This is a genomic window from Paenibacillus sp. FSL H7-0714, assembly GCF_038003765.1.
Taxonomy (GTDB): Bacteria; Bacillota; Bacilli; order Paenibacillales; family Paenibacillaceae; genus Paenibacillus_AQ.
In genome coordinates this window covers 3,606,990-3,628,883 of sequence record NZ_JBBOPT010000001.1, presented here as the reverse complement: position 1 = coordinate 3,628,883, position 21,894 = coordinate 3,606,990, and the positions used below count along the sequence as shown (strand labels likewise).

19 protein-coding genes are annotated in these 21,894 nt (G+C 42.4%); 1 reads left to right on the top strand and 18 read right to left on the bottom strand.

Annotation, left to right across the window (positions count from 1 at the left end; translation table 11 throughout):
* Positions 1-55: 55 nt before the first annotated feature.
* The 15 genes from NST34_RS16080 to NST34_RS16005 form a co-directional block, all read right to left on the bottom strand.
* A complete protein-coding gene (locus tag NST34_RS16080) occupies positions 56-1,321 on the bottom strand; it encodes a YncE family protein (protein ID WP_341128272.1) in 1,266 nt (421 codons plus the stop codon).
* A gap of 595 nt (positions 1,322-1,916) precedes the next feature.
* Positions 1,917-2,105 (bottom strand): hypothetical protein, encoded by a 189-nt coding sequence (locus NST34_RS16070; RefSeq protein ID WP_341128271.1) that lies wholly within the window; start codon positions 2,103-2,105, stop codon positions 1,917-1,919.
* Positions 2,106-2,176: 71 nt separating this feature from the next.
* Positions 2,177-2,446, bottom strand: a complete 270-nt coding sequence (locus NST34_RS16065) for a hypothetical protein (protein WP_341128270.1) — start codon at positions 2,444-2,446, stop codon at positions 2,177-2,179.
* 171 nt (positions 2,447-2,617) lie between these two features.
* A complete protein-coding gene (locus NST34_RS16060) occupies positions 2,618-2,875 on the bottom strand; it encodes a glutaredoxin family protein (protein ID WP_060623601.1) in 258 nt (85 codons plus the stop codon).
* 233 nt (positions 2,876-3,108) lie between these two features.
* Positions 3,109-4,029, bottom strand: coding sequence for a hypothetical protein (locus tag NST34_RS16055; protein WP_341128269.1), 921 nt, complete (start codon positions 4,027-4,029; stop codon positions 3,109-3,111).
* Positions 4,030-4,164: 135 nt separating this feature from the next.
* Positions 4,165-4,515: a metal-sensitive transcriptional regulator gene (locus NST34_RS16050; RefSeq protein ID WP_341128268.1), complete on the bottom strand. Its 351-nt coding sequence runs from the start codon at positions 4,513-4,515 to the stop codon at positions 4,165-4,167.
* A 116-nt stretch (positions 4,516-4,631) separates the two neighbouring features.
* Positions 4,632-6,077, bottom strand: coding sequence for an MFS transporter (locus NST34_RS16045; protein ID WP_076283737.1), 1,446 nt, complete (start codon positions 6,075-6,077; stop codon positions 4,632-4,634).
* Between the two features lie 586 nt (positions 6,078-6,663).
* Complete coding sequence (gene treR, locus NST34_RS16040) at positions 6,664-7,383, bottom strand: trehalose operon repressor (RefSeq protein WP_341128267.1); 720 nt, start codon at positions 7,381-7,383, stop codon at positions 6,664-6,666.
* Positions 7,384-7,546: 163 nt separating this feature from the next.
* Positions 7,547-9,517: a PTS system trehalose-specific EIIBC component gene (treP, locus tag NST34_RS16035; RefSeq protein ID WP_341128266.1), complete on the bottom strand. Its 1,971-nt coding sequence runs from the start codon at positions 9,515-9,517 to the stop codon at positions 7,547-7,549.
* 50 nt (positions 9,518-9,567) lie between these two features.
* Entirely contained in the window at positions 9,568-11,271 is a 1,704-nt protein-coding gene (treC, locus tag NST34_RS16030) for an alpha,alpha-phosphotrehalase (protein ID WP_076299797.1), read from the bottom strand.
* 310 nt (positions 11,272-11,581) lie between these two features.
* Positions 11,582-12,763 carry a NupC/NupG family nucleoside CNT transporter gene (locus NST34_RS16025; RefSeq protein ID WP_042188403.1) on the bottom strand — a complete coding sequence of 394 codons (1,182 nt, stop codon included), beginning with the start codon at positions 12,761-12,763 and terminating at the stop codon, positions 11,582-11,584.
* A gap of 15 nt (positions 12,764-12,778) precedes the next feature.
* Complete coding sequence (locus tag NST34_RS16020) at positions 12,779-14,125, bottom strand: purine/pyrimidine permease (RefSeq protein ID WP_262495603.1); 1,347 nt, start codon at positions 14,123-14,125, stop codon at positions 12,779-12,781.
* A 3-nt stretch (positions 14,126-14,128) separates the two neighbouring features.
* Positions 14,129-14,836, bottom strand: a complete 708-nt coding sequence (gene deoD / locus NST34_RS16015) for a purine-nucleoside phosphorylase (protein WP_076299796.1) — start codon at positions 14,834-14,836, stop codon at positions 14,129-14,131.
* Between the two features lie 161 nt (positions 14,837-14,997).
* Positions 14,998-16,431: a helix-turn-helix domain-containing protein gene (locus tag NST34_RS16010; protein WP_341128265.1), complete on the bottom strand. Its 1,434-nt coding sequence runs from the start codon at positions 16,429-16,431 to the stop codon at positions 14,998-15,000.
* Positions 16,432-16,552: 121 nt separating this feature from the next.
* Positions 16,553-17,104 (bottom strand): biotin transporter BioY, encoded by a 552-nt coding sequence (locus NST34_RS16005; protein WP_341128264.1) that lies wholly within the window; start codon positions 17,102-17,104, stop codon positions 16,553-16,555.
* A gap of 247 nt (positions 17,105-17,351) precedes the next feature.
* Here NST34_RS16005 and NST34_RS16000 point away from each other — a divergent pair, with 247 nt between their 5' ends.
* Entirely contained in the window at positions 17,352-18,329 is a 978-nt protein-coding gene (locus tag NST34_RS16000) for a biotin--[acetyl-CoA-carboxylase] ligase (RefSeq protein WP_076299795.1), read from the top strand.
* 138 nt (positions 18,330-18,467) lie between these two features.
* Here NST34_RS16000 and NST34_RS15995 read toward each other — a convergent pair whose 3' ends face one another.
* From NST34_RS15995 to NST34_RS15985, 3 genes are all read right to left on the bottom strand, one after another.
* The gene (locus tag NST34_RS15995) at positions 18,468-19,367 is read right to left on the bottom strand and encodes an NAD-dependent epimerase/dehydratase family protein (protein ID WP_076283745.1); all 900 of its coding nucleotides are present in this window, start codon (positions 19,365-19,367) and stop codon (positions 18,468-18,470) included.
* A 172-nt stretch (positions 19,368-19,539) separates the two neighbouring features.
* Complete coding sequence (locus NST34_RS15990; protein WP_341128263.1) at positions 19,540-20,418, bottom strand: LysR family transcriptional regulator; 879 nt, start codon at positions 20,416-20,418, stop codon at positions 19,540-19,542.
* Positions 20,419-20,494: 76 nt separating this feature from the next.
* Positions 20,495-21,847, bottom strand: a complete 1,353-nt coding sequence (locus NST34_RS15985; protein ID WP_341129553.1) for an MATE family efflux transporter — start codon at positions 21,845-21,847, stop codon at positions 20,495-20,497.
* Between the last annotated feature and the right edge of the window lie 47 nt (positions 21,848-21,894).

Here is a 21,894-nt window from a genome sequence, read left to right as displayed (position 1 = left end):
TGCGGTAAGATGAAGAACAGAATTTAGAGTGTACTAAATTCTTTGTCCTTGCCTCCTACGGATTGACACCGATTGAGAACGGACGTGCACCTACAGGAATAACACTAATCACAGCCTGGGTAACCCCATCAATGACCGATACCGTGTTATCATCCTGATTGGTGATATAGATGCGGTTGGTCAATGGATTAACTCCTGCACCATTTGGGTTATTCCCGACCGGAATGGTAGTAATCACCGTATTCGTTAATCCGCCAATCACCGACACATTGTCGTCATCCCGGTTTGGCACATAGATGGCATTGGTTGATATGTTCACTCCCAATTCAGCAGGAGTCGTTCCTACAGGCAAGTTAGTTATCACTGTATTGGTGGCTCCATCAATGACTGAAACGGTGTTACTGGTGAAGTTCGAGACATAAATCCGGTTCGTTAAGGGATCAACACCGACCCGGAACGGGTTAACCTGAACGGGAATCTGTGTAATAACCATATTCGTAGCCCCGTCAATGACGGTAACAATATCCGAGTTGAAATCAGCTACATAAATAGTATTGGTTAAGGAATTCACGCCGATCCCCGTTGGAAAAGGAGAACCGCCGGCGGGAATAATGGTAGTCACGACAGTGTTGGTTAATCCGTCAATGACAGTAACAGTATTATCATTAAAATTGGCAACATAGATAGCATTGGTAGAGGTATTGACCGCGACTGCACCTGCTCCATCCCCGGCAGGAACGGTGGCCAGCACCGTATTGGTCTCTCCGTCGATAACGGATACGTTGTCGCTGTTCAAATTAGCAACATAAATACGATTGGTTAACGGGTTTATGGCTACTCCCGCAGGATTCACGCCTACAGGGATGACTACTATCACCGCACCTGTTACTCCGTTGATCACAGAAACATCATTGCTATTGAAATTGGAAACATAAATGCGGTTAACGGAGCCTGTGGCTCCCCTATTTTCAGCTCCTAGCAGCTCGGATGAGACAAGACGGTGGGCGGTAACCAGCTCCCCGGCTGAGTTTTTGCCCCACACGGAGATTTCCGTTTGCAATTCAGCGAGACCTTCCGTTGTAAAGACAAACTCAAAGGCATCCAGATTGGCAAAGTAATTTCTTGTGATCACCTCGTCTGGAGAAGCCGTAATAAGCTCGCTTACATACAAAGTCCTTGTGAGGGTTAAATTGTACCCTTGGATCAGAATAGCGGACTGATTCAGCGCATCCCGGTTATCGATCTTGACCGTCACCTGCTCAGTAGGCCTGACACCGCTCACAGCACTATTATCAATAGGTCCTGATGATAAAATTGCCATTCTAACGAATCCTCCCTTAATTCCCATAATTAAAGATTTAAAAAACTACCAGTCTCTCTTTAACGTATGTATGAACTGTAGTTGGGATTGGACTATACTATAGCTAGAATTTAATTTCAGCAAAATTGATCTGTTCTCCCATGGAAGAAAACTACCAGAGGATTATTTTGACTTTGTTTATTCGATTTATGCTATAAGCTGGACAACCGACCTTTAGCCGGAGTGCTTCTTACCTTAAAAAAAGATGGTCTCACCCTATACACAAATGTGTTTATACAGAAAATGAAATGCTAGTTTTTAAAAATTGTTATTTCGATGAATCTTGGTATTCAGTATCTCTTGACGAAAGTACGTTAACATTATCGGATCCATTTGTCATTGAGCAAATGATTGAGCAATCTGATGATAACTTATGCAGTCGCGGGACGATAAAAGCGATTTTTCAAAAAAAAGCAAAGATGCTTCCTGTAACTTCTGTAATTAAAGCAAGAAAACTCTAGCATCCGATACCTATTGAAACAACACCTTACAACGTAATAATTATAAAATAAGCCGATCCAGAAAAGGATCGGCTTATTTTATAGTTTTTTCATGGTCAATCTTGTCTGTTCTCAACAGATTTCATGCGGTTTTGATCGTCAGGCACTCGGTCATTACTGAATTCCTGGCCTGCTTCTATTTCACCATGACCGGAAGCACTTCGGGCAAAATTTGTGAACTGCCTTTTTTGCTCATCTAGCTTGTGTTTACTCTTAAGAAGCTCCTGCGGATCCTGATTTGTCATATTGTTATCCTCCCAAAATGGAATCATGCAGTTTATTCGCACTACAGAAGTTTTCCATAATAGAGCGGTGCTTATGCAAGAATTTCAAATACTTTATTCAAAACAATGTATTCTAAAACAACGATCCCAACACAAAGAATAATAAAAAACTGAAGTCTTGCCGTATTCATTCTATCCTTCCAATACTCTCCTCGGAATAATGAAACGATGTTAGGTGTAAAAGTATGTCTAATCGATTCGTTATAATCATCATTATCCACAAAGAACACGCGAAACAATACTTTATATACTGGAATATTTAAGAACAGTAGAAAAAGGATCATCACAAGATCGAGACTCAATTTACTCGCCTCCCAAGATTCACTTATCCTAATTTTACCACATAAATAACTGTAGACATTGGAGGTCGATGACATTTTTATAATTGCTCTATTCAAAAAAGCCCTTCCTTATATAGGAAGGGCACTCATCGCTAATCTCCTTTGTCTACCATACTTCCATCATTTTTGCTGTCAAGTTTGCAGAAGATTGCTTATCTCGTTCAAGTTTTCAGAGAAACCAACGAACACCTTGTCTTGAATGACAATGGTCGGTACGATCTGCTTACCTGTCAGCTCCAGCACTTCCTTCGCATAATTCACATCTTCTTCGCAGTTGAATTCGATGTAGGGAATTTGATGCTCATTAAAGTAGCGCTTGGCAAATCGGCAATCGCTGCAAGTTGGAATCGTGTAAATTTTGATCGGTGTTTTCGAATCGATTTTCAGCATAAATGTTCGCTCCTTTACACGTTAATTTGTTTTAACTGCTCGATTTAATTCGGTCCACAACATGCTAAACTTTTCTTTCCCTTTCGCCTGCTCCTTGTATAAATCGATCGCGTGGATACGACAGGAACAAATCATAACTATCTTGGTAAGCAGATTCAGCGTAAAGCGACTTCCCCCGACTTGAATAGCAGATGATACCGCCAGCATCGTCTTTTATCCCATGATCATTCGCCTTACCTCACATCAACGACGAATGGTACGGTGAACACTTCCCCGTTATGCTGAAATTGTCCCCATAATTTATACGTCCCGCTTTGCGGAAAAGAAGTCGCGAATTTCGCATCCGGTCCCGTAGCTTTCTCATCGATTGGATGAACATGAAGATATTGATTCGCATCTTTTGATAGAATCACAACATGGCCGACCGCTCCTAAATAAGGCTGCAGGTTATCAATCACCTTCTTCGTCTTCGCATCGCGAATGTTGAAGGTCAATGTCACTTCTTCGTTTGGTTTCGTATCACTCAAGGCCAGTTCAATTTCCTTGACACCCACTTCTTTCACCAGTTTCCCTTCGGGCGTAATCGCGGCATGTTTGCTTTCCTTGCCTTCCACCTTCACCCACTCGCTAAGCGTGGAATTGGCACCGCCAGTAGGAATAAAGTCCGCAAACACCTTGTACTCACCTCCAGCCGGGAACGAAGTGTTCACTGTAAATGTGCCGTCTCCCTTAAACTCGGGATGAATGTGGTTAAAGAATGACAAATCGTGATTGACGATGATGAGATGAAGCAATTTCTCGTGATTGATATCATACTTATTGACCGTTTTCCCGTCCTTATCCGTAATTTGAATAGTCAATTCCGTTTCTTCGTTTGCTTTTGCGGCGCCTGTGGGGAAGGTAAACGATACGTTAAGATCCTCCAATGCAGGCTTCGCAGCTGCGCTATGATCACCGTGGCTGCCTCCGTGCTCCATGTCTCCCGCCTCCTCTTTCTCATTTCCTGTATGCTTCTCGGCGTTCTCTTGCCCGCTTGCTGCATGCCCGGCATGGTTATTTCCGTTTGCTGGCTTCTTGTCCTCCGCTTTGCCGCATGCAGCCAATACGCTAAAAGCGACCACCGCAGCAGCGACGAGGAGTATCTTCTTCTTCATGGTTATAGCAACTCCGTTTCAATCTAAATTCGAAGATGCAGAGCGCATCTTGACACGCTGCAGCCGCAAAGCCTCCCCTTACCCTATAATAATGATGGCATAAAAGCCGTATCATTACTGAAAGCGGTCCGACCTTTATTTCATCAGTTTATTGATCGTCTTCATGAATTCCGTTAATACTTCCGTATCCCCTACTTGAATCCGTTCGATGACACAACTTTTCATATGATATTCAAGTACTAGCTTCCCGACATCATTCAATGTTGCTTGCACCGAAGAGATCTGATTCAACATATCGTCACAGTAAATATCTTTCTCAATCATGTCTTTAATGCCACGGACCTGTCCTTCGATTTGATTCAATCGGTTGAGCAGATCGCTATTGGCTTGATCGGAATGATGGCTCTTGCGCTTATCCTCTCCAGGTGAGCAAAAGCCCGGATCTTGCTGTATCACTTGTTCAAAGAGTATCGATTCTTTGCTCATCGGAATCCCCCTTTCTTTTAAAATACTCCACACCCCTATATACATAAAATATAAGTTGTTAATTCGATGGAGTCCTGTCAACTCCGTTGATTAGGCACTGGAGCTCGATTCATTGGTTACATAGCTACCTTGTCACTTGCTTCACCCTGCTTAGGTGAACGGATAAATAGAAACGCTAGCACAGCACCTGCAAGAGCGACTATACCGGACCACATAAAAGCTTGTTGAAAGCCTTCGTTTAGCACGGAGACCGGGTCAATACCGGTTTGGGAAGCAGTTGTTGAACCCGCAATCGCAACCATGATGGCCAAACTGATAGCTGACCCAATCTGGTAGCTCGTATTGGCGAGACCCGATGCAAGCCCTGCTTCTTCGGGTTTAGCACCCGACATGGCGGACATCGTAGCCGGAATATAGGCAAGTGACATGCCAAGTGCACCAAGCAAGGAAGCTGGAAGCACGTTGGCGATAAAGTTTCCATCAACCGGCGTATTGCTAGCGAACAGAAGCATCGAACCCCCGAGTGCAATCAATCCAATGACCAAGTTTGTTTTTATTCCGAATTTTCCGATTAATTTACCGGTAATCAAAATCATGAAGATAGTAATTAGGACCGTCATCGGCAGTAAGCCGACTCCGCCGGCAAAAGCAGAAAACTTTAGCACCTGCTGCATATAGAGATTGAGGAAATACCACAGCGGAATCCAACTCCCTGCCAGCATAATGAGCGCGATATTGCCTGCAGCCAGATTGGGTGTTTTAAAAATCTTCAGTGGAACAAGCGGTTCTTTTTTAGTTGCCTGAACGATCAGGAACAGGATAAATAACACGATTCCTGAAATAAGCGTCCACAACGTGGATGGCGCTCCCCATCCATTGTGTTCCGCAGTAACAATGCCATATACCACCAAAACCAAAGCCGCTGTGACGAAGATGGAGCCAATGACGTCAATGCTGCCTTTTCTTCGCATTCCCTTGGCTAAAAGTCCAGGCGACAGGAGTAATGCAATAATGCCAACGGGTACATTGATGAGGAAGGTCCATTGCCAGCTGAGCCACTCGGTAATGACCCCGCCAAGAAACACGCCGGCTGAACCGCCAGCAGCAGCTGATGCGCCCCAGAAGCCTAATGCTTTCCCTAGTTCTTTGGGGTTGCCACCGAAGAGCATCATAACAATCGTTAACGCGGATGGGGCTATTAACGCGGAACCAAATCCTTGTAGGGCGCGACCAACATTAAGCGCTTCCTCGTTCCAAGCGAGTCCTGCCAGCAAGGAAGCTAACGTTAGAATGGAAAATCCCCACATGAATATGCGGCGCTGACCAAATAGATCGGACAATCGACCACCAAGTAACAATAATCCGCCAAAGAATATGACATACGCATTAAACACCCACTGTAAACTTGCCTGCGTATAGCCGAGCGCTTCTTTGATGGCTGGCAGTGCAACGCCGATAATGGATGTGTCCATGATCACCATAAAATTGGCAAGACATAGTAAGGCCAACGCCATCCAGCGTTTGGGATCGGCTTGCGGTAAAGTCTGTGCTTGATTATTCATAACTTTCTTTCTCCTCCTTTGGTAACCAATAATTAAAATTTTTAATACCAACGTAGCAATACTATACCCCCCTACCCTATAATGTCAAGAGTGGATTTTCGTATTCTCCTCAGTACCAGAAGAATTTCAAAACTGAACTAGGAAAATGTTCATTACAAGGCTGTTTATTGGCACCCAGAAGACGATTCATGGTTTTGCCTTCAACCATAAGAAAATTGAAATCAACTTTCCTTATCCACGTCATTACGATTTAGGCGTTTTGTTGTCTCTATCCATCTACCTCATTAAGAGAAAGACTGAAATAAATCTCTCTTCCTCTTATTTTTCACAGAAGCGATTAACTATAATTATCATATAAAAATATGAGAGATGCTTTATGAGTAATGAGGAATGAGGAATCGCCAGGGGTAGCTTGTTGTTTAGAACGCCATATAAAAAAGCTGCCTCTGAGGGCAGCCTTTTTCTTAATATATCGTTATTTGCGAACGTAGGAATGAACTTCTCAAGCCTTCTTGTATCGGTAATATAGTGCCTTTTTGGAAAAAAAGGCGTATCCCAAACTGGGACACCCCTCTTTAAGCTTAGCTTAACGTTTCACCCTTCGAGCAAAATCCACGAACTGAAATTTATCCAGTCGATGCCTGGACTCGGTATATTGGAAAAGCACCGTGTTCTCCAAATAAACATAGTTTCGTACTACTACAATATGTGTGTAACTCTTCAAATCAAGCAGTCTATGATCCTCCTCGGTAGAAGGCTCAACGGATATCAGCTTCTTCGCATAACTGATTTTAAGCCCCAATTCCTGCTCCAGATATTCATAGAGTGAGCCTTCCGCGATTTCCTCGCTTAGGAATGGAACAATATCCGCCCGGAAATAATCCTTATCCAAAATGATCCGATCGCCTTCAATCTCTCTGGCACGAATAACTTTCCAAACCAGGGTTTCAGGCGGAATCTGTAGATGTCTGGCGAGCGTGGAGCCTGCCGGCTCATTTATCGTCCGCTCTACCAGTGTCCGTGAGGCAGTACCCAGTGTATCGGCCATCTCTTTAAATGAAATCAGACCGGTAACGGGGAAATCCATTCTCGTCATATCAAGCACAAAGGAGCCTCTGCCCTTAATTTTGTGAATGTATCCTTCACGGAACAGCAGGTTCAGCGCTTTGCGAACGGTCTCTCGTGAAGTGCTGTAAGCTTCAGCAAGTTCACTTTCAGAGGGCAGTTTGGTTCCCGGTACCAGTTGTCCAGAAAGAATTTGGTTGCTGTACTCATTATAAATTTGCAAATATTTATTTTCTCTCAATTTTGATCACCGCCCTTTATTGTATCACGTCATGCCTTTAGAAGCATCGATTCAATTGGAGGGGAATTTATAGCGTGGAACATATGAATTCTTATATTTACAGAAAGACAGCCCCCAGGGGCTGTCTTTCTGTAATATAAAGTCTTTACCAATATAGCCTGTATCAACCCTTGAGATGAATAGTCAGGATGCTAGATTGTCTAGCTGCAGCTGGTCCAGTCTTCTCCTCAATCTTCTCCACCATATCCTGACCTGCAGGAATGATGATTGGAGTAATCAAAGGGTAACCTGCTGCGCGGATAGCTTCCATATCAAATTCCAGCAGAAGCTCACCTGCCTGCACCTTGTCGCCAATATTCTTATGGGTGGTAAAACCACTGCCTTTAAGCGACACCGTATTAATTCCAACGTGGATGAGTATCTGTACACCACTGGCATGCTCCAATATAAGCGCATGTTTGCTCTTGATCACATGAGCTACTGTAGCATCAAAGGGTGCATATACTTTACCCTCAGAAGGTTCGATTGCAATGCCTTCGCCCATCTGCTTCTCGGCAAAGGCAGGATCAGGCACCTGTTCTAGAGATACTGCAGTTCCACTGAGCGGAGAGATAAGCTCCAGAATATTCACGGAGTCCTGTGACTCTTGAACTATAGGGCGGCTGTTCAAATTGTCTGTCTCGCTCACAGTAGTAGTAGCCTTTGTAGCTGTGTTCTTTTCGGAACGCCCCACCACAGATCGGCCGTAGAGTACAGTAGCGACAAATGGCACTATGAGAACAATAAGCATGCCAATGAAGAACACGCCCCACTGGTTCGGGAATATCGAAAGGAAGCCGGGAATCCCGCCTACGCCAATGGAAGAAGCGCGAACCTGATTAACGGTAAGAAGCATACCGGCAATCCCTGAGCCGATCATCCCGAAGATGAAAGGATAACGATAGCGGATATTCACTCCGAAGATCGCCGGCTCCGTCACGCCGAGGAATGCAGAGACGGAAGATGTAGCTGCTAAGCCTTTTGCCTTCTGTTCTCTGACTACGAACATCATTGCAAGTGCCGCGGCACCTTGTGCAATATTGGATAATGCTAACATCGGCCAGAGGAAAGTGCCGCCCTCGCTGCCGATGAGCTGCACATCAACCGCCAAGAAGGTATGATGCATACCAGTGATGACTAGAAGCGCATAGAATCCGCCGTAAATCAAGCCACCAAGAAGCGCAAAATGATCAAATACAAAGATCAGGCCGGAGGTGATGGCATTGGCAATGCCAAACGTAACCGGACCGATAACGGTGAAGGCCAGAAAACCGGTAATCAGTAGAGTCACTGGCGCAACAACCAGCAGTTTAATGGAGTCATGCACCCGGCGGTTGAGGAACTTCTCCAGCCTTGCCAGAATATAGGCCGAAACCAGCACTGGCAATACTTGTCCCTGATAACCGATCTTCTCCAAATGCCAGCCGAACAAATTCCAGGTTGGAACAGTACCCTCAGTGGAAGCACTTGCATAGTTATAGGCACTTAATAGATCTGGGTGCACGAGAATGAGACCCAAAACGATCCCGAGCAGAGGACTGCCGCCGAAACGTGTAACAGCTGCCCAACCGATAAGTGCTGGTAAAAAGGTAAAAGCTGTGCTGGCAATCGTATTAATAATCGCAGCAATGTCTTTCCATGCGGGATAGACATCCACCAGCGACTGATTATCAAAGAAGATACCAGGCCCGGTCAAAATATTATTGATCCCAAGCAGCAAACCTGCGGTTACGATAGCTGGAAGAATAGGAATAAATATATCAGCCAGCGTCTTGATCGCACGCTGCAGCGGATTCTGTTTTCGGGCAGCAGCGGATTTCACTTCATCTTTGGAAGAACGAGAACCGCCAGTGATCTGAATCATTTCATCGTATACTTTATCTACAGTTCCCGGTCCGATAACGATCTGAAACTGCCCTTGGCTAGAAAATTGTCCCTTTACTAGTTCGTTGCGGTCCAAGGCTTCCGAATCCACCTTGCTCTCATCATACAGCGAGAATCTCAGCCGGGTTACACAATGTGTCGCAACCTCTATATTCTCCTTGCCCCCAACTGCCCGTACAATATCCTCAACATTTTTGCGGTCTATAGCCATATTTTCACTCCTTACATAATTGATTTGTGCTCCTTCTCAAGTACACCTCGTTAGCGGATTAACCACATGTAGGAAGCATAAGGACTAAGCTGAAGCTCTTGTGTTAATGCAGGTGTTTCTGTTGTATTTCCAATCAGAAGCTCGTCTTTACCACTTGATGATAACTCTGCCCAGTGACTATCTTCAAAGCGGAAGGTAATCTCTTTACTGCTGAAGTTCGAGACCACTACAAGCGCCTCTCCATCACCTGTTCTGGCGTAAGCGAACACTTCAGGATGACCATCATCGAGTCTCTTGAATACACCTTCAATGAATATCCCATAATCCTTGCGTAGCGCAATCAGCTTGCGGTAATGATGGAAGATGGAATCGGGATTGGCTAGCTCCTTCTGCACATTGATGTCCGAATACCGCTCATCAACTTTCAGCCATGGAGTACCTGTGGTGAATCCGGCATTTCGGCTGTCATCCCACTGCATCGGCGTACGGGAATTGTCCCGTGAACGTTCCTGAAGAATACTCAGGGCAGTCTCAGGGCTTTTCCCCTGTTCACACAAAATACGGTACATATTCAGTGACTCAATGTCACGGAACTCATCGATGCTCTTCCATACCGGATTTGGCATCCCGATTTCTTCCCCCTGATACACATAAGGTGTTCCCTGAAGGCCATGCAGAGTTGTTGCAAGCAGCTTGGCACTCTCTACACGGTAGACCTTATCATCAGTGAATCTGGAGAGGGCACGCGGTTGATCGTGATTGTTAAAAAATAAGGCGTTCCAGCCCTGACCTTTCTGCATTCCGGTCTGCCACTCTGTGAACAAGCTTTTCATCGCCTCAAAATCATAGGGCATTAGCTCCCACTTCTGTCCATTCGGATAATCGACTTTTAAATGATGAAAATTGAAAGTCATGGAAAATTCCCGCTCTTTAGGACTCGAGTATCGGATGCAATGCTCCAATGTAGTTGAGGACATCTCTCCGACTGTCACCATCTCATACGGACCAAATACCTCTTCGTACATCGCTTTGATGTATTCATGAACCCGTGGACCGTCAGTATAGAACTTGCGTCCATCCCCCGGTGGAACACTCCCGTCATCGTTAGGGAAGCGTTGATCCTTGGAGATTAAATTAATTACATCCATGCGGAAGCCGTCGACACCCTTTTTAGCCCAGAATAGCATCATATCATTCACTGCTCTACTTACCTTCTCGTTCTCCCAATTCAGATCCGCCTGGGTTTTATCGAAGAGAGTAAGATAATATTGTCCCGAAGCTTCATCAAACTGCCAGGCAGGACCTCCGAACTTCGACTGCCAATTGTTGGGTAAGCCACCGTCCGGAGCGGGGTCCTTCCAGATGTAGTAATCACGATAGGGATTGTTCCTGCTTGAAATGGACTGTTTGAACCACTCATGTTCTGTTGAAGTATGGTTAACCACGATATCGATCATTAGCTTCATTTCACGTCTGTGCAGTTCCTGTACTAACTCGTCGAAATCCTCCATCGTACCAAAATCCGGGTTGATATTTTCATAATCCGCAACATCGTAACCGTTATCATGTTGTGGCGAGACATAGACCGGCTGTAACCAGACAATATCAATTCCAAGCTTCTGCAAATAATCTAATTTTTCAATAAGTCCTTTAATATCTCCTGTTCCGTTGCCTGTAGTGTCCTTAAAGCTCTTCGGGTACACCTGATACACCGTGGACCGGCGCCACCACTCCGAATACTGGGACTGACTCAAGTTGAACACCTCCAAAAGAATTACTTTATGTCAAATATTAAACCTGTATATACAAGTTCAAACACTTCACACAGTTTAAACCTGTATATACAGGTTGTCAATACTTTTGCTATCTGACTCGGAAAAAGAGTAAAAACTGGCGGTTCTTCTTTAATTAACCCATTTGATAATCAATTATTCTTTTTCCTATTTCCTATCTTAATCATTGTTCTATAATCACAACAAAAAAAGCCGCTAAGTAAGCGGCTTTTTATATACAAAGATGTCTTGTGCAGAATTCATAACGATGACGAAAATCCGCTAAGTTTAACTAAAAAATGATACCGATGATCAGAGCGGATAAAACGCTTACAAGTGTGGCGCCAAATAACAGTTTTAATCCAAATCGAGCCACAATATTCCCTTGTTTTTCATTTAAGCCTTTCACTGCACCCACAATGGTACCAATGGACCCAAAGTTAGCAAATGAGATTAGAAAAACCGAAACAATGGCTGTAGTACGCCCACTTAAACCATCTTGGATCTTAACAAAGTCAAGCATAGCAACGAATTCATTCGCAACAAGCTTTGTCGCCATGATACTGCCTGCATCAACAGCTTCATGCCATGGGACACCGATAAGAAAGGCAATGGGTGCAAAGACATACCCTAAAATTCCTTGAAACGAGATACCGAATACTCCGCTGAAGACCCCGTTAATTAATGCAATGATCCCAACGAAGCCAACCAACATTACACCAACTACTATGGCTACTTTAAAGCCATCCATAATATATTCGCCTAGCATTTCAAAAAACGTTTGTTTTTCTTCTACCTGAACTTCAACAATATCTTCTTCAGGTGTAACTTCATACGGATTAATGATGGATGAAATGATGAATCCACCAAATAGGTTTAATATCAATGCAGCTACTACATAACGAGGTTCTAGCATCGTCATATATGAACCAACAATTGACATGGATACCGTCGACATTGCAGACGCACATAATGTATACAAGCGATGTTTTGGTAATAATCCAAGCTGGTTTTTCACCGAAATAAACACTTCATTTTGTCCTACAATTGCGGCTGCAACTGCATTATAAGACTCCAATTTGCCCATGCCATTTATTTTACTTAGTACCAAACCAATATACTTGATAATGAACGGGAGAATTTTGTAATGCTGCAATATCCCAATTAATGCCGACATAAAAACAATTGGCATCAAAACATAAAGGAAAAATGTATGGGCCCCTTCATTTGCAATCCCACCAAAAACAAAGTCAGTCCCTTCATTGGCGTATCCAAGCAATTTTGCAAAACTATCGGCAAACCCTTTAATTAAGAATTCACCTATACTTGTTTTTAGTATAATTAATCCCAAACCGATCTGAATAGCAATCATTACAATGATTGGTCGATATTTAATCTTTTTCTTATTGTTACTTCCTAGCCATGCCAGTAATAGAACAATGACCAAACCAGCAATAGAAATTAGATAATGCATTTTTAGCCCTCCAAATTATCGGTTAATTTTCTTGGAATCCTCATATCGAAATGCATCTTTCCACATTAACCCTTGTTCCAAAATAATCGCCAACAGACTTCCGCATATTAATCCATTATTTAAAATGGCTATCACGATCGGAGATAAATGGGCCGTAGCTGATGAAGGGATAAACATTAATCCCACACCCACTAAAAGGGAAATTCCACTAACGATAAATGTTCGTTCTTCATGAATGACCTTCTTCAATTCCTTTAGCGCTAGTCCGACCATCTTCACAAAAATGACGAAGGTAACGGAATAGCCTATGGGAGCTGGAATCGCTGATATAACATTCATCATTGGCGGAAATAAGGATATTGAGATCACAAAGCAACATCCAATTAAAAATGATCTGCGCTCCTTCATCCCTGTTTGTTCAACATATCCCGCCGCTCCCGAGATAGGGACAGAACCGACCGCTCCTAAACCGCCACTAATAAGATGCGTAATTCCAGAAGTAAACCCGGCGCGCAAATAACGACGATGATCCACTTGCTTTTGTTTCATAACGGTCTCCATCAAACGGATCGATGCAACTGCATTGGTTATTAATAACAGCGTTAATAAAAATGCAGTAGTGATTGTCCCGGCATCGAATTGAGGTCTGCCAAATGGGAATATTTTCGGTAGCTTAAATAGAGTATCCGCATGAGAAAACACTGGTATATTACCGCAGATAATAAATAATAGGCAGCCTATCAATATACTGAAAATTATTGAAAACTGGCTGAGTACTACAAAGCGACTTTTTCCTAACCAAAAGGTAATGCAAACCACAATCACACTAAGGATGAATACTTTAACATCTAACGTGGTGTGGGCTATGGTAATCCCCATCATCCCTTTCATAAAAGATCCACTTAATTGAAAGATCAATAAAAGTAAATAAATAAAAGTGATGGTGGGAGTAAATAGACGAGCGATTTTATCCATTAGCTTAAATGCTGAAATTAGGATAAATAACACACCACTAATGATCATTGCCCCACTTAAAGCTTGTAAAGCACCATTGTTAGAAGAATAAAGTCCCCCCACTAAACTTGCGTAAATCGTAAAAATACTCCACCATAACCCTGCCGGACCTTCATGGATAGGGAATTTATGACCCATCAGGCCTTGTAAAAATCCAGCTATCCCTAAAGTAATCATTGTGCTCTGGATAAGCCCGGAAGTTTCAATGGGTGTTAAGTTATATAAATCTGCGATAGCAATGGGTGCAGCAATTGCACCAGCGATCATAAAAATCATCCACTGCAATCCTGACAGTATTACCTTCATTTCTTTCTCACTCTCTTTTCTAACAACACTGCTCTTATCCATAAATCAGCCATCAATGACTGTGTTAAGGGCTATTTCGACCATTTCATAAAAGGATTGTTCACTTTCTTTATGAGTCAGGTGTTCCTGTCTTAGCAATTGACTGCCGACTGTTAAAATCGATAACGCTTTTACACCATATTTAGCGGCTAAAGTGTATAGGGCTGTACTTTCCATTTCTACTGCTAATACACCAAAATCCATAAACTTGTGAAGTCGATCTAAATTTTCACGATAGAATTCATCAGAATTATAAATGTTACCAACAAAAACATTTGCATTCTTAGCTTGTGTTTGTTGATACGCTTTCATTAACAATGAGAAATCTGCTGTAGGTGCAAAATTACAACCATGAAAGATCTTCTCCGTCATATTACTGTCTGAAGACACCGCTTGGGCTATTATAATATCGCGGATATTAATTTCACTTTGCATCGCACCACATGTACCAATGCGAATCAATTTCTTAACTTCATAATCGACGATCAATTCTGTAGCATAGATACTCATCGATGGATTTCCCATCCCTGTCCCCTGAACTGACACCGGTACACCCTTGTATAATCCAGTGTATCCATACATCCCTCTTACTTCGTTATAACAATTAGCCCCCTCTAAAAAGTGTTCTGCTACAAATTTTGCACGTAAAGGATCTCCTGGGAGCAAAACGCGCTCTGCTATTTCTCCCTTATTTGCACCTAAATGCCTACTCATAGTTCTTCCTCCAACTTTTAATAGTAAACTGAGGTTTACCGAAATCGCTTTCCACTTGCCCTCAAGTAAAATCAGTTTCGAAACTAGATTGAGCATAAGGTTTTTTAACATTACAAACTAGACCAAAAACTTACGTAGGTAACGGAAAATAATTGGTCAAATTATAAAAGCAATTCTTTACGGATATTGTCCAAATCTCTTTTAGAAGGGATCGTAGAAATAATAACAACAGGCACGGTCTTTAGTGCAACCGGGATATTACTAATGACAAGATCAATATTATTTTGCTGCATGATCTCGTCGGTTAGCCCTTTCATAATGGAGGTATTAAGGATCAACTGATCCCCTATTTCCTTCTTTATCAAATCTGCTATGTAATGACGAATTGAAAATTCCTCTCCGATCACTAAGAAAGCCCTCTTACTCTTATAACGTAAACTCGAACGGACAATTAAGGTTAGTTTTGTTAAATGAAAATTATTGAAGAGAACGGAAGGGTAAGTTTTATTCCACGTTTGCATACAGGTTTGCATTTCTTGATAAATCTGCTGGCACTCCTGCTCTACATATGTAGTTAAATGACTTTTCGAAATCATCATCCATTCCGGAATGGCATTTTCGATTAATAACTTGTCAAAGAACCCGTAAATCTCCAAGATAAATCGTTCATGCATATCCAAGTTCGGGTATACCTTTGCCAACAACATTAGAAGCAGATTCCCCATTTGATATTCTTCTTTATTTTTGTGTAATTCGACTTCTTTAATCGGAGTGATCTCTGACCCTTCATAATAATGATATTGGCTGAGACTAACCATGGATTGCATAAAGAATATTTCACTCTTTGGAAATTCGATGGACAGCTTTTCTTCAAGACGCTCTGCTATGGCTCTCACTGGAATATAAAACATCCCCTTTTCCCAGGGGTATGCATTTTCGTCGATGGTTACACAATTTCCTTTCCCAGCTCTTTCTATTACAATTGCCAACAAAAAGGACAATTTCCTTTTGGAATTGATAAAATATACAATGTTATTCTCAATCTCTATATTTGTGATCAACTGATTTATATAAGCAAAATCGATATTCGCAAAGGGCCATCCTGTAAACTCATACGCATCACAATATAAATTCCAATAAAAATATCGAATATTCATTTCATTCCCTTTGATCACAGGTGTAGAGTAACTAATGCGTAACTTATACGCTTTTAGATCATTATTATTTAATTCCACAATCAGCTTCTTCAAAGACGAGGTACTCATAAACATGGCTTCAGAAAGCTCCTCCACAGACATTCGACCAGCATTCGTAAACAATAGATGCATCAGCCGATAAAAAATGGTTTGTCTGAACATAGAAGAAATCACTTCACTTATCGTACTTTGCCCATCACGTAGAAGAACGATTCCCTTACCTCTAGAAACTTCAATGGTTACAGTAGAGGGTAGTTGCTCGCTGATTTCCTCCACCATCTTCCGTATTGTCTTATCTGATATCCCTAAACTTTTTTCCACTTCGGCTAAGGTAAACCATCTTTGCTCCGTATCAAGCAGCGTTAGTAGTTGGCTAGCTAAATTAAATCCCTTATCCATTGTTATCCACCCTATTTCAATTTCATTTTAATTTTTATAGTATAAACAAATTCACATCTATAACCATATTATTTTTCAATAAAAAAAACTCGGGTTTCATTTACCCGAGTTTTAAATCACTTTATATTTGTGTTTTTTCTTCAATAGGGCTAATTGCTTTCAGCTGCATCGTTATGACGGCTGCTATAACGGCTTTGATGATGTCCCCCGGAAGAAAGGCTAACGCTCCGACAAGTCCAGCCCAGATCGACGTATTGGTTATTAATGCCATGACTGGTGCACCAATCAGACTCACTAGTAATACACCAAAGATTACGTTGATCGCTATCAGCTTCCAAGTTCGGACCTTCGGCCAGATTTTTTCAGAATACCAGCCGATAAGGCCGGCCGCGATCGGGAAGCTAAATATGTATCCTGCAGAAGGACCAATGAGCACTGCGATTCCGCCGCGGCCACCAGTCAGTACAGGCAGTCCAATGGCTACCAGAATGATGAAAATGACTAGACTGAGGGCGCCCATCCGTTTCCCCAGAAAACATCCAGCTAACATGACGCCAAGCGTCTGGGCAGTGATCGGAACGGGGATGAAGCCGAGGGGGATGGGTGGAATCATGCCCAGCACCGCGATAAGTGCTGCGAATAATGCAGCATAAATAAGTTCTTTTGTCTTCAAAAAATTGACCTCCATTGGATATAAATAATTGTATTCTGGTTAGTAAATACGTCCAGTAAGCTGAATTATAATGGAGATATTCATGATTGTAAACCAAAAATTAATTTATAGTTCACAATAGAATGAAATACCAAGCTTGAGTTTTTCCAATTGTTATATAAAATTAGAGTATTCAGTCGCAATCGTTGGATGTTATTATATTCAATGGGTTTTGGTCGGAGAGTTATACTTTTGGAGGTTTAAGTTCATGACAGTAAAAGAACATATTCTTGCCTTGCTCGACAGTAATAAGGGTGAATACTTTTCCGGCGAGGAAATAGCCGTTCAGTTATCCGTGACGCGCAGCGCTGTCTGGAAAGCCATAAAATCGTTACAGACAGACGGATATTCCATACAAGCTGTAACTAATAAAGGATATTCCATGTCACCTCAAACAGATATCCTATCTGCAAGTGCAATTTCAAAATATCTGGATACCCAGGGGCAAAAGTTACGTTTAGAAGTCTTTAAGACACTATCTTCAACGAATGAAGCCGTAAAAAGCCTTGCCTCAAATGGAGAAGCTGAGGGTAAGGTGATCCTTTCCGAAGAACAGACCGCTGGACGCGGGAGAATGGGCCGAAAATTCTTTTCTCCACCGGGAACGGGTATCTATATGAGTATCCTACTGCGTCCCAAGCTGTCAGCAACAGATTCCGCTCTGCTGACCACTTGCGCCGCTGTTGCAGTCGCCCTTTCCATCGAGAGCGTATCCGGTAAAGAAACGCAGATTAAATGGGTGAATGATGTCTTCATGGAAGGTAAAAAGGTGTGCGGGATTCTTACTGAAGCATCCGTGTCACTGGAAAACAGCTGGCTTGATTATGCCGTTCTTGGTATTGGTATCAATGTAGCGCTGCCGTTCGACGGCTTTCCTAACGACCTTACCGAGATTGCAACAACTGTAATTTCTGAAAACAATTCTTATGGTGATCTCCGCAACCGACTGGTAGCAGAAGTACTGAACAATTTCATGGGATATTATGAGCAATTAACGGACAGATTGTTTCTTTCCGAATATAGAAAACGGTTAATTTCACTTGGCAAACCCGTAACAGTGATAAAGAATAATGAACAGCTTAAGGCAACAGCCATTGATATCGATAACGATTGCCATCTGAAAGTCAGATATGAAAATGGTGACGAGGAATATCTTTCAAATGGAGAAGTCAGTGTTAAAATTTAGCTATTGTTCTTTTTAAGATAGGCTAGCTTATGACGTTTTTCGCAGAAGAAGCCACCTTGTAGGCGGCTTCTTTTGCGTATATGTTATTCGTGGTGATCGTCAAATTTAAACATGGAGAAATCATTTTTCAGTGGTTTATTATTGCAAATTATTTTTTATCCAGCTAAGCAGCGACTCTTCCTTCGGAGCCCAAGCAAGTAGATTTCTTGCATGGGTGGCACGCACACGGCTGTTCGAGGCGATAGCAAAACGCGCCCAGTCTCCAAGTTCTGCTATCGCTTCGTCTGCGGGCCAGCTTATGGTCTTGCCCCCAAAGCCTAACGCCTCGCTGACAGATTTGGCGATGTCCCCATAAGATTCCTCCCCATTTTCGGCAAAGAAATACGATGCAGACGGTGCTTTTTCAAGTGCCAATACATACAGTTGTACCAAATCTTTGATGTGGACATTAGACCAGCGATTTACGCCTTTACCTACGTGAACGCCTGCCTGCAGCTCTCTCGACTTGCGAATAATTTGCGGCAATTGATCGCTTTCCACAGGCAACGCTAGTGCATCACCATAAATCATAGATGGGACTATCACGATGCTTCTCACCCAATCCTCAATTCCAGCCTTGCGTACGAGGTTGTTTATCGCTACGCGGTTTTCCCTAATATCCATAGGTACAAATGGTGTTTCCTCGTCAAAAATTTGTTCGCTCGCCGTTTCGCCACGGGCATCATCTCCAACTACACTTGAACCCGATGTATGCAAAAATGGTTTTCCACTTCCACGTAGAGCAGCTATAAAAGTTTCAACTGCCAGCAAATGATCTGAATCGGCTGTGTGAATTACTGCGTCGCTGAGCTTAGCATATTTCGTTAGCGTATCCGTATCTTCCAACGTGCCGAGTATAGGCTCTATACCAATGTCCCTTAATGCTTCCACCTTATCGGGATTGCGAACCAGACCGAAGACAGTATGCCCGGCATCAAGTAAACCTTTAGCCACCGACCCGCCGATATAGCCTGAAGCTCCTGTGATAAACACTTTCATAATAATATTTCCTCCTCATCTATGCTGTTGATGCTTGTCCATTCGACAATGTGTGGTGCCAGTCTCAATTATTTATTAATTTTGCTGCTTCTTTATTGTAAGCTCCAAAACATAAATAAAACAAATTATGAAATAGCCACTTATTAATAAATAATTTTATAAATAATACTAGCTAATCCATCTTCTTTTCCCTTAGGACAGATATGATCTCATGAATCAGAGGCAAATGCTTATTCTTTAACTGATAAGCGATATATAACTCGTTTTTTACTTTTAAATGCTTAAAAACAACTTTTGATTTGCCTTCTTTTAACGAGTTTCGCAAGAGGTATGTAGGTATGACACTCAAGCCCACCCCGAGCTCAACTGCCTTCAGGATCATGTGTAAATTAGGAATGATATGAATAGGTCTAATTTCAGGACGTTTCTTAAAATGTTCTCTCCAAATTCTTCTTATTATCGGCAATTCCAAGCCATAGCTGATCCATTTCTGTTCAGAGAGCCATTGCTCTTCAAGCTTCAGAGTATCAAATTCAAGGATTTCATAATCGCTTGGAGCTACTATAACAAACTCTTCATCCATTAGTTTCAGATATTCGACACCGGGAGTTTGGAACCTTTTTGACATAATGAGGATGTCTAGCTTGTCTTCCTTCAGGAGCTCTAGCAATTGCTCGGCGGTTCCAAAATGCGAAATGGTGCAAGTATTAAATTCAGGAAGCAGTGGCAATATTTTTTCACTAAAAAACTCATGCGCCGCTCCCAGCTTGATTACACTCAGCGTAGGCAAAGAAGCCGATTTAAAGCTTATTGTCGTATTCTCTAATGATTCTATAAGTGGAGCGAGCTGGGAATATAACTCCTTTCCCCGCTCTGTTGGGGTGATTTTTCTAGTCGACCGAATAAATAAAGTTTCTCCCACCTCCGCCTCCAAGGCGGCTAAGTGCTGACTCATGGCTGGCTGCGTCATCATGCGGGTTTTTGCGGCTTCAGAAATCGATTGATACTTATATATTGTGCAAAAGCTTCTATACCATTCAAAATCAACCATACTCTAGGCTCCACCTTTATACTGTAAAATTTATATTAGAAGATGAACTTAATATATCAACTTAAGACTCTGTATTCTACTGTGCTAAAGCATTTAAATCCGGCTGCATCTTGTTCCGCAGAACATACAGCATGATGGCACCAACAAGGAACGCAACGGCATCCGAAATGACGAGCGACCAGACCACACCATGGAAACCATTCATTCGATTGGCTATATACAACACAGGAATCAGAGTAACTCCTTGAATAATTGACATTATAAATGCAGCAGTTCCTTGCGCTGTAGCTTGGAAGATCCCGGTAAACAACGAAGTCATTCCTGTAATGAACAAGGATAAGAATGTCACATGCAGAATGTAGCTGCCCATTTCAATTAATTGCGGGTCATTCGTAAATAAGCCAATTAAATGGTCGGAAATCAGATAGACGATAACGCCGAACACGACAGCTAAAGCTATTATCGCTTTGATCGTGAATCCGATGGTATGCTTCATGCGTAATTTATTTGCTGTAAAAGAGAAGGCAATGAGCGGCACGACACCTTCGCATAAACCCATCAGAATACACTCAGGTAATTGTAATAAACGGGATGAAATTCCGAACCCCGCTATGGCTTGGTCTCCATATTCGACAAGAAAATGGTTCAATACGAGTGACATTGCACCCAAGAAGATACTCATAATAAAGACGGGAATTCCGATTTTGAATACATTGCTCAGTATTTCCTTGGTAGCTTTGAACCATTTTAAAGAGACAGTTAAGAATTGGCTTTTATAACCCAAATGGTAGGCGTAGAATGCACTCGCAACCAAGTTAGAGATGACCGTAGCAGTCGCAACGCCAATCACGTCCCAATGGAAGACGAAGATAACTAGCGCATCGAGAATAATATTCACGACAACACTTAGAATCATCCCGATCATCGATGTGATTGCTGAACCTTCCGAGCGCACGATATTCTCCAATGTGAAGCATATTACAACGAATGGTGAGCCGATAAGCATAATCGTTACATAGTCCTTAGTAAATCCGAAGGAGTCGGGCGTCGCTCCCAGACCATGAACAATTGGATCAATCAACGGGAGGCCAACAGCCATCACGATAAGACCGATAACTAAACTGCTGTAAAAAGCGAATGAAGATACATGCTTAACATCATCATATTTTTTCTCCCCTAGCAAGCGGGAGATGAATGTACCACTGCCCATGCCAATCAAATTTCCTAGCGCCATAATGATCGCGAATAACGGCAAGGTTAGTGCAAGTGCGGTTAACATAGCCGTATTGCCCAGTGTGCCAAGGAAATAGGCATTCAAGATGGAATATATGACACTCATTGACATGCCTAACATCATCGGTATACCGAAGTGAGCTACAGCTTTTGAGATGGGTGCTTTTTCAAAGTAATGGAGGTTTTCTGCATCCATGTGGGTCACCACTTTCTTCATCTATTTAGTATTCAAATTACTTAGAA

Excerpts from the sequence above, each read along its gene's own strand:
- NST34_RS16080 (WP_341128272.1), bottom strand. The coding sequence starts at position 1,321 with ATGGCAATTTTATCATCAGGACCTATTGATAATAGTGCTGTGAGCGGT.
- NST34_RS16070 (WP_341128271.1), bottom strand. The coding sequence starts at position 2,105 with ATGACAAATCAGGATCCGCAGGAGCTTCTTAAGAGTAAACACAAGCTA.
- NST34_RS16060 (WP_060623601.1), bottom strand. The coding sequence starts at position 2,875 with ATGCTGAAAATCGATTCGAAAACACCGATCAAAATTTACACGATTCCA.
- NST34_RS16055 (WP_341128269.1), bottom strand. The coding sequence starts at position 4,029 with ATGAAGAAGAAGATACTCCTCGTCGCTGCTGCGGTGGTCGCTTTTAGC.
- NST34_RS16050 (WP_341128268.1), bottom strand. The coding sequence starts at position 4,515 with ATGAGCAAAGAATCGATACTCTTTGAACAAGTGATACAGCAAGATCCG.
- NST34_RS16045 (WP_076283737.1), bottom strand. The coding sequence starts at position 6,077 with ATGAATAATCAAGCACAGACTTTACCGCAAGCCGATCCCAAACGCTGG.
- treP (WP_341128266.1), bottom strand. The coding sequence starts at position 9,517 with ATGGCTATAGACCGCAAAAATGTTGAGGATATTGTACGGGCAGTTGGG.
- NST34_RS16025 (WP_042188403.1), bottom strand. The coding sequence starts at position 12,763 with ATGCATTATCTAATTTCTATTGCTGGTTTGGTCATTGTTCTATTACTG.
- NST34_RS16020 (WP_262495603.1), bottom strand. The coding sequence starts at position 14,125 with ATGGATAAGAGCAGTGTTGTTAGAAAAGAGAGTGAGAAAGAAATGAAG.
- deoD (WP_076299796.1), bottom strand. The coding sequence starts at position 14,836 with ATGAGTAGGCATTTAGGTGCAAATAAGGGAGAAATAGCAGAGCGCGTT.
- NST34_RS16010 (WP_341128265.1), bottom strand. The coding sequence starts at position 16,431 with ATGGATAAGGGATTTAATTTAGCTAGCCAACTACTAACGCTGCTTGAT.
- NST34_RS16000 (WP_076299795.1), top strand. The coding sequence starts at position 17,352 with ATGACAGTAAAAGAACATATTCTTGCCTTGCTCGACAGTAATAAGGGT.
- NST34_RS15995 (WP_076283745.1), bottom strand. The coding sequence starts at position 19,367 with ATGAAAGTGTTTATCACAGGAGCTTCAGGCTATATCGGCGGGTCGGTG.
- NST34_RS15990 (WP_341128263.1), bottom strand. The coding sequence starts at position 20,418 with ATGGTTGATTTTGAATGGTATAGAAGCTTTTGCACAATATATAAGTAT.
- NST34_RS15985 (WP_341129553.1), bottom strand. The coding sequence starts at position 21,847 with ATGGATGCAGAAAACCTCCATTACTTTGAAAAAGCACCCATCTCAAAA.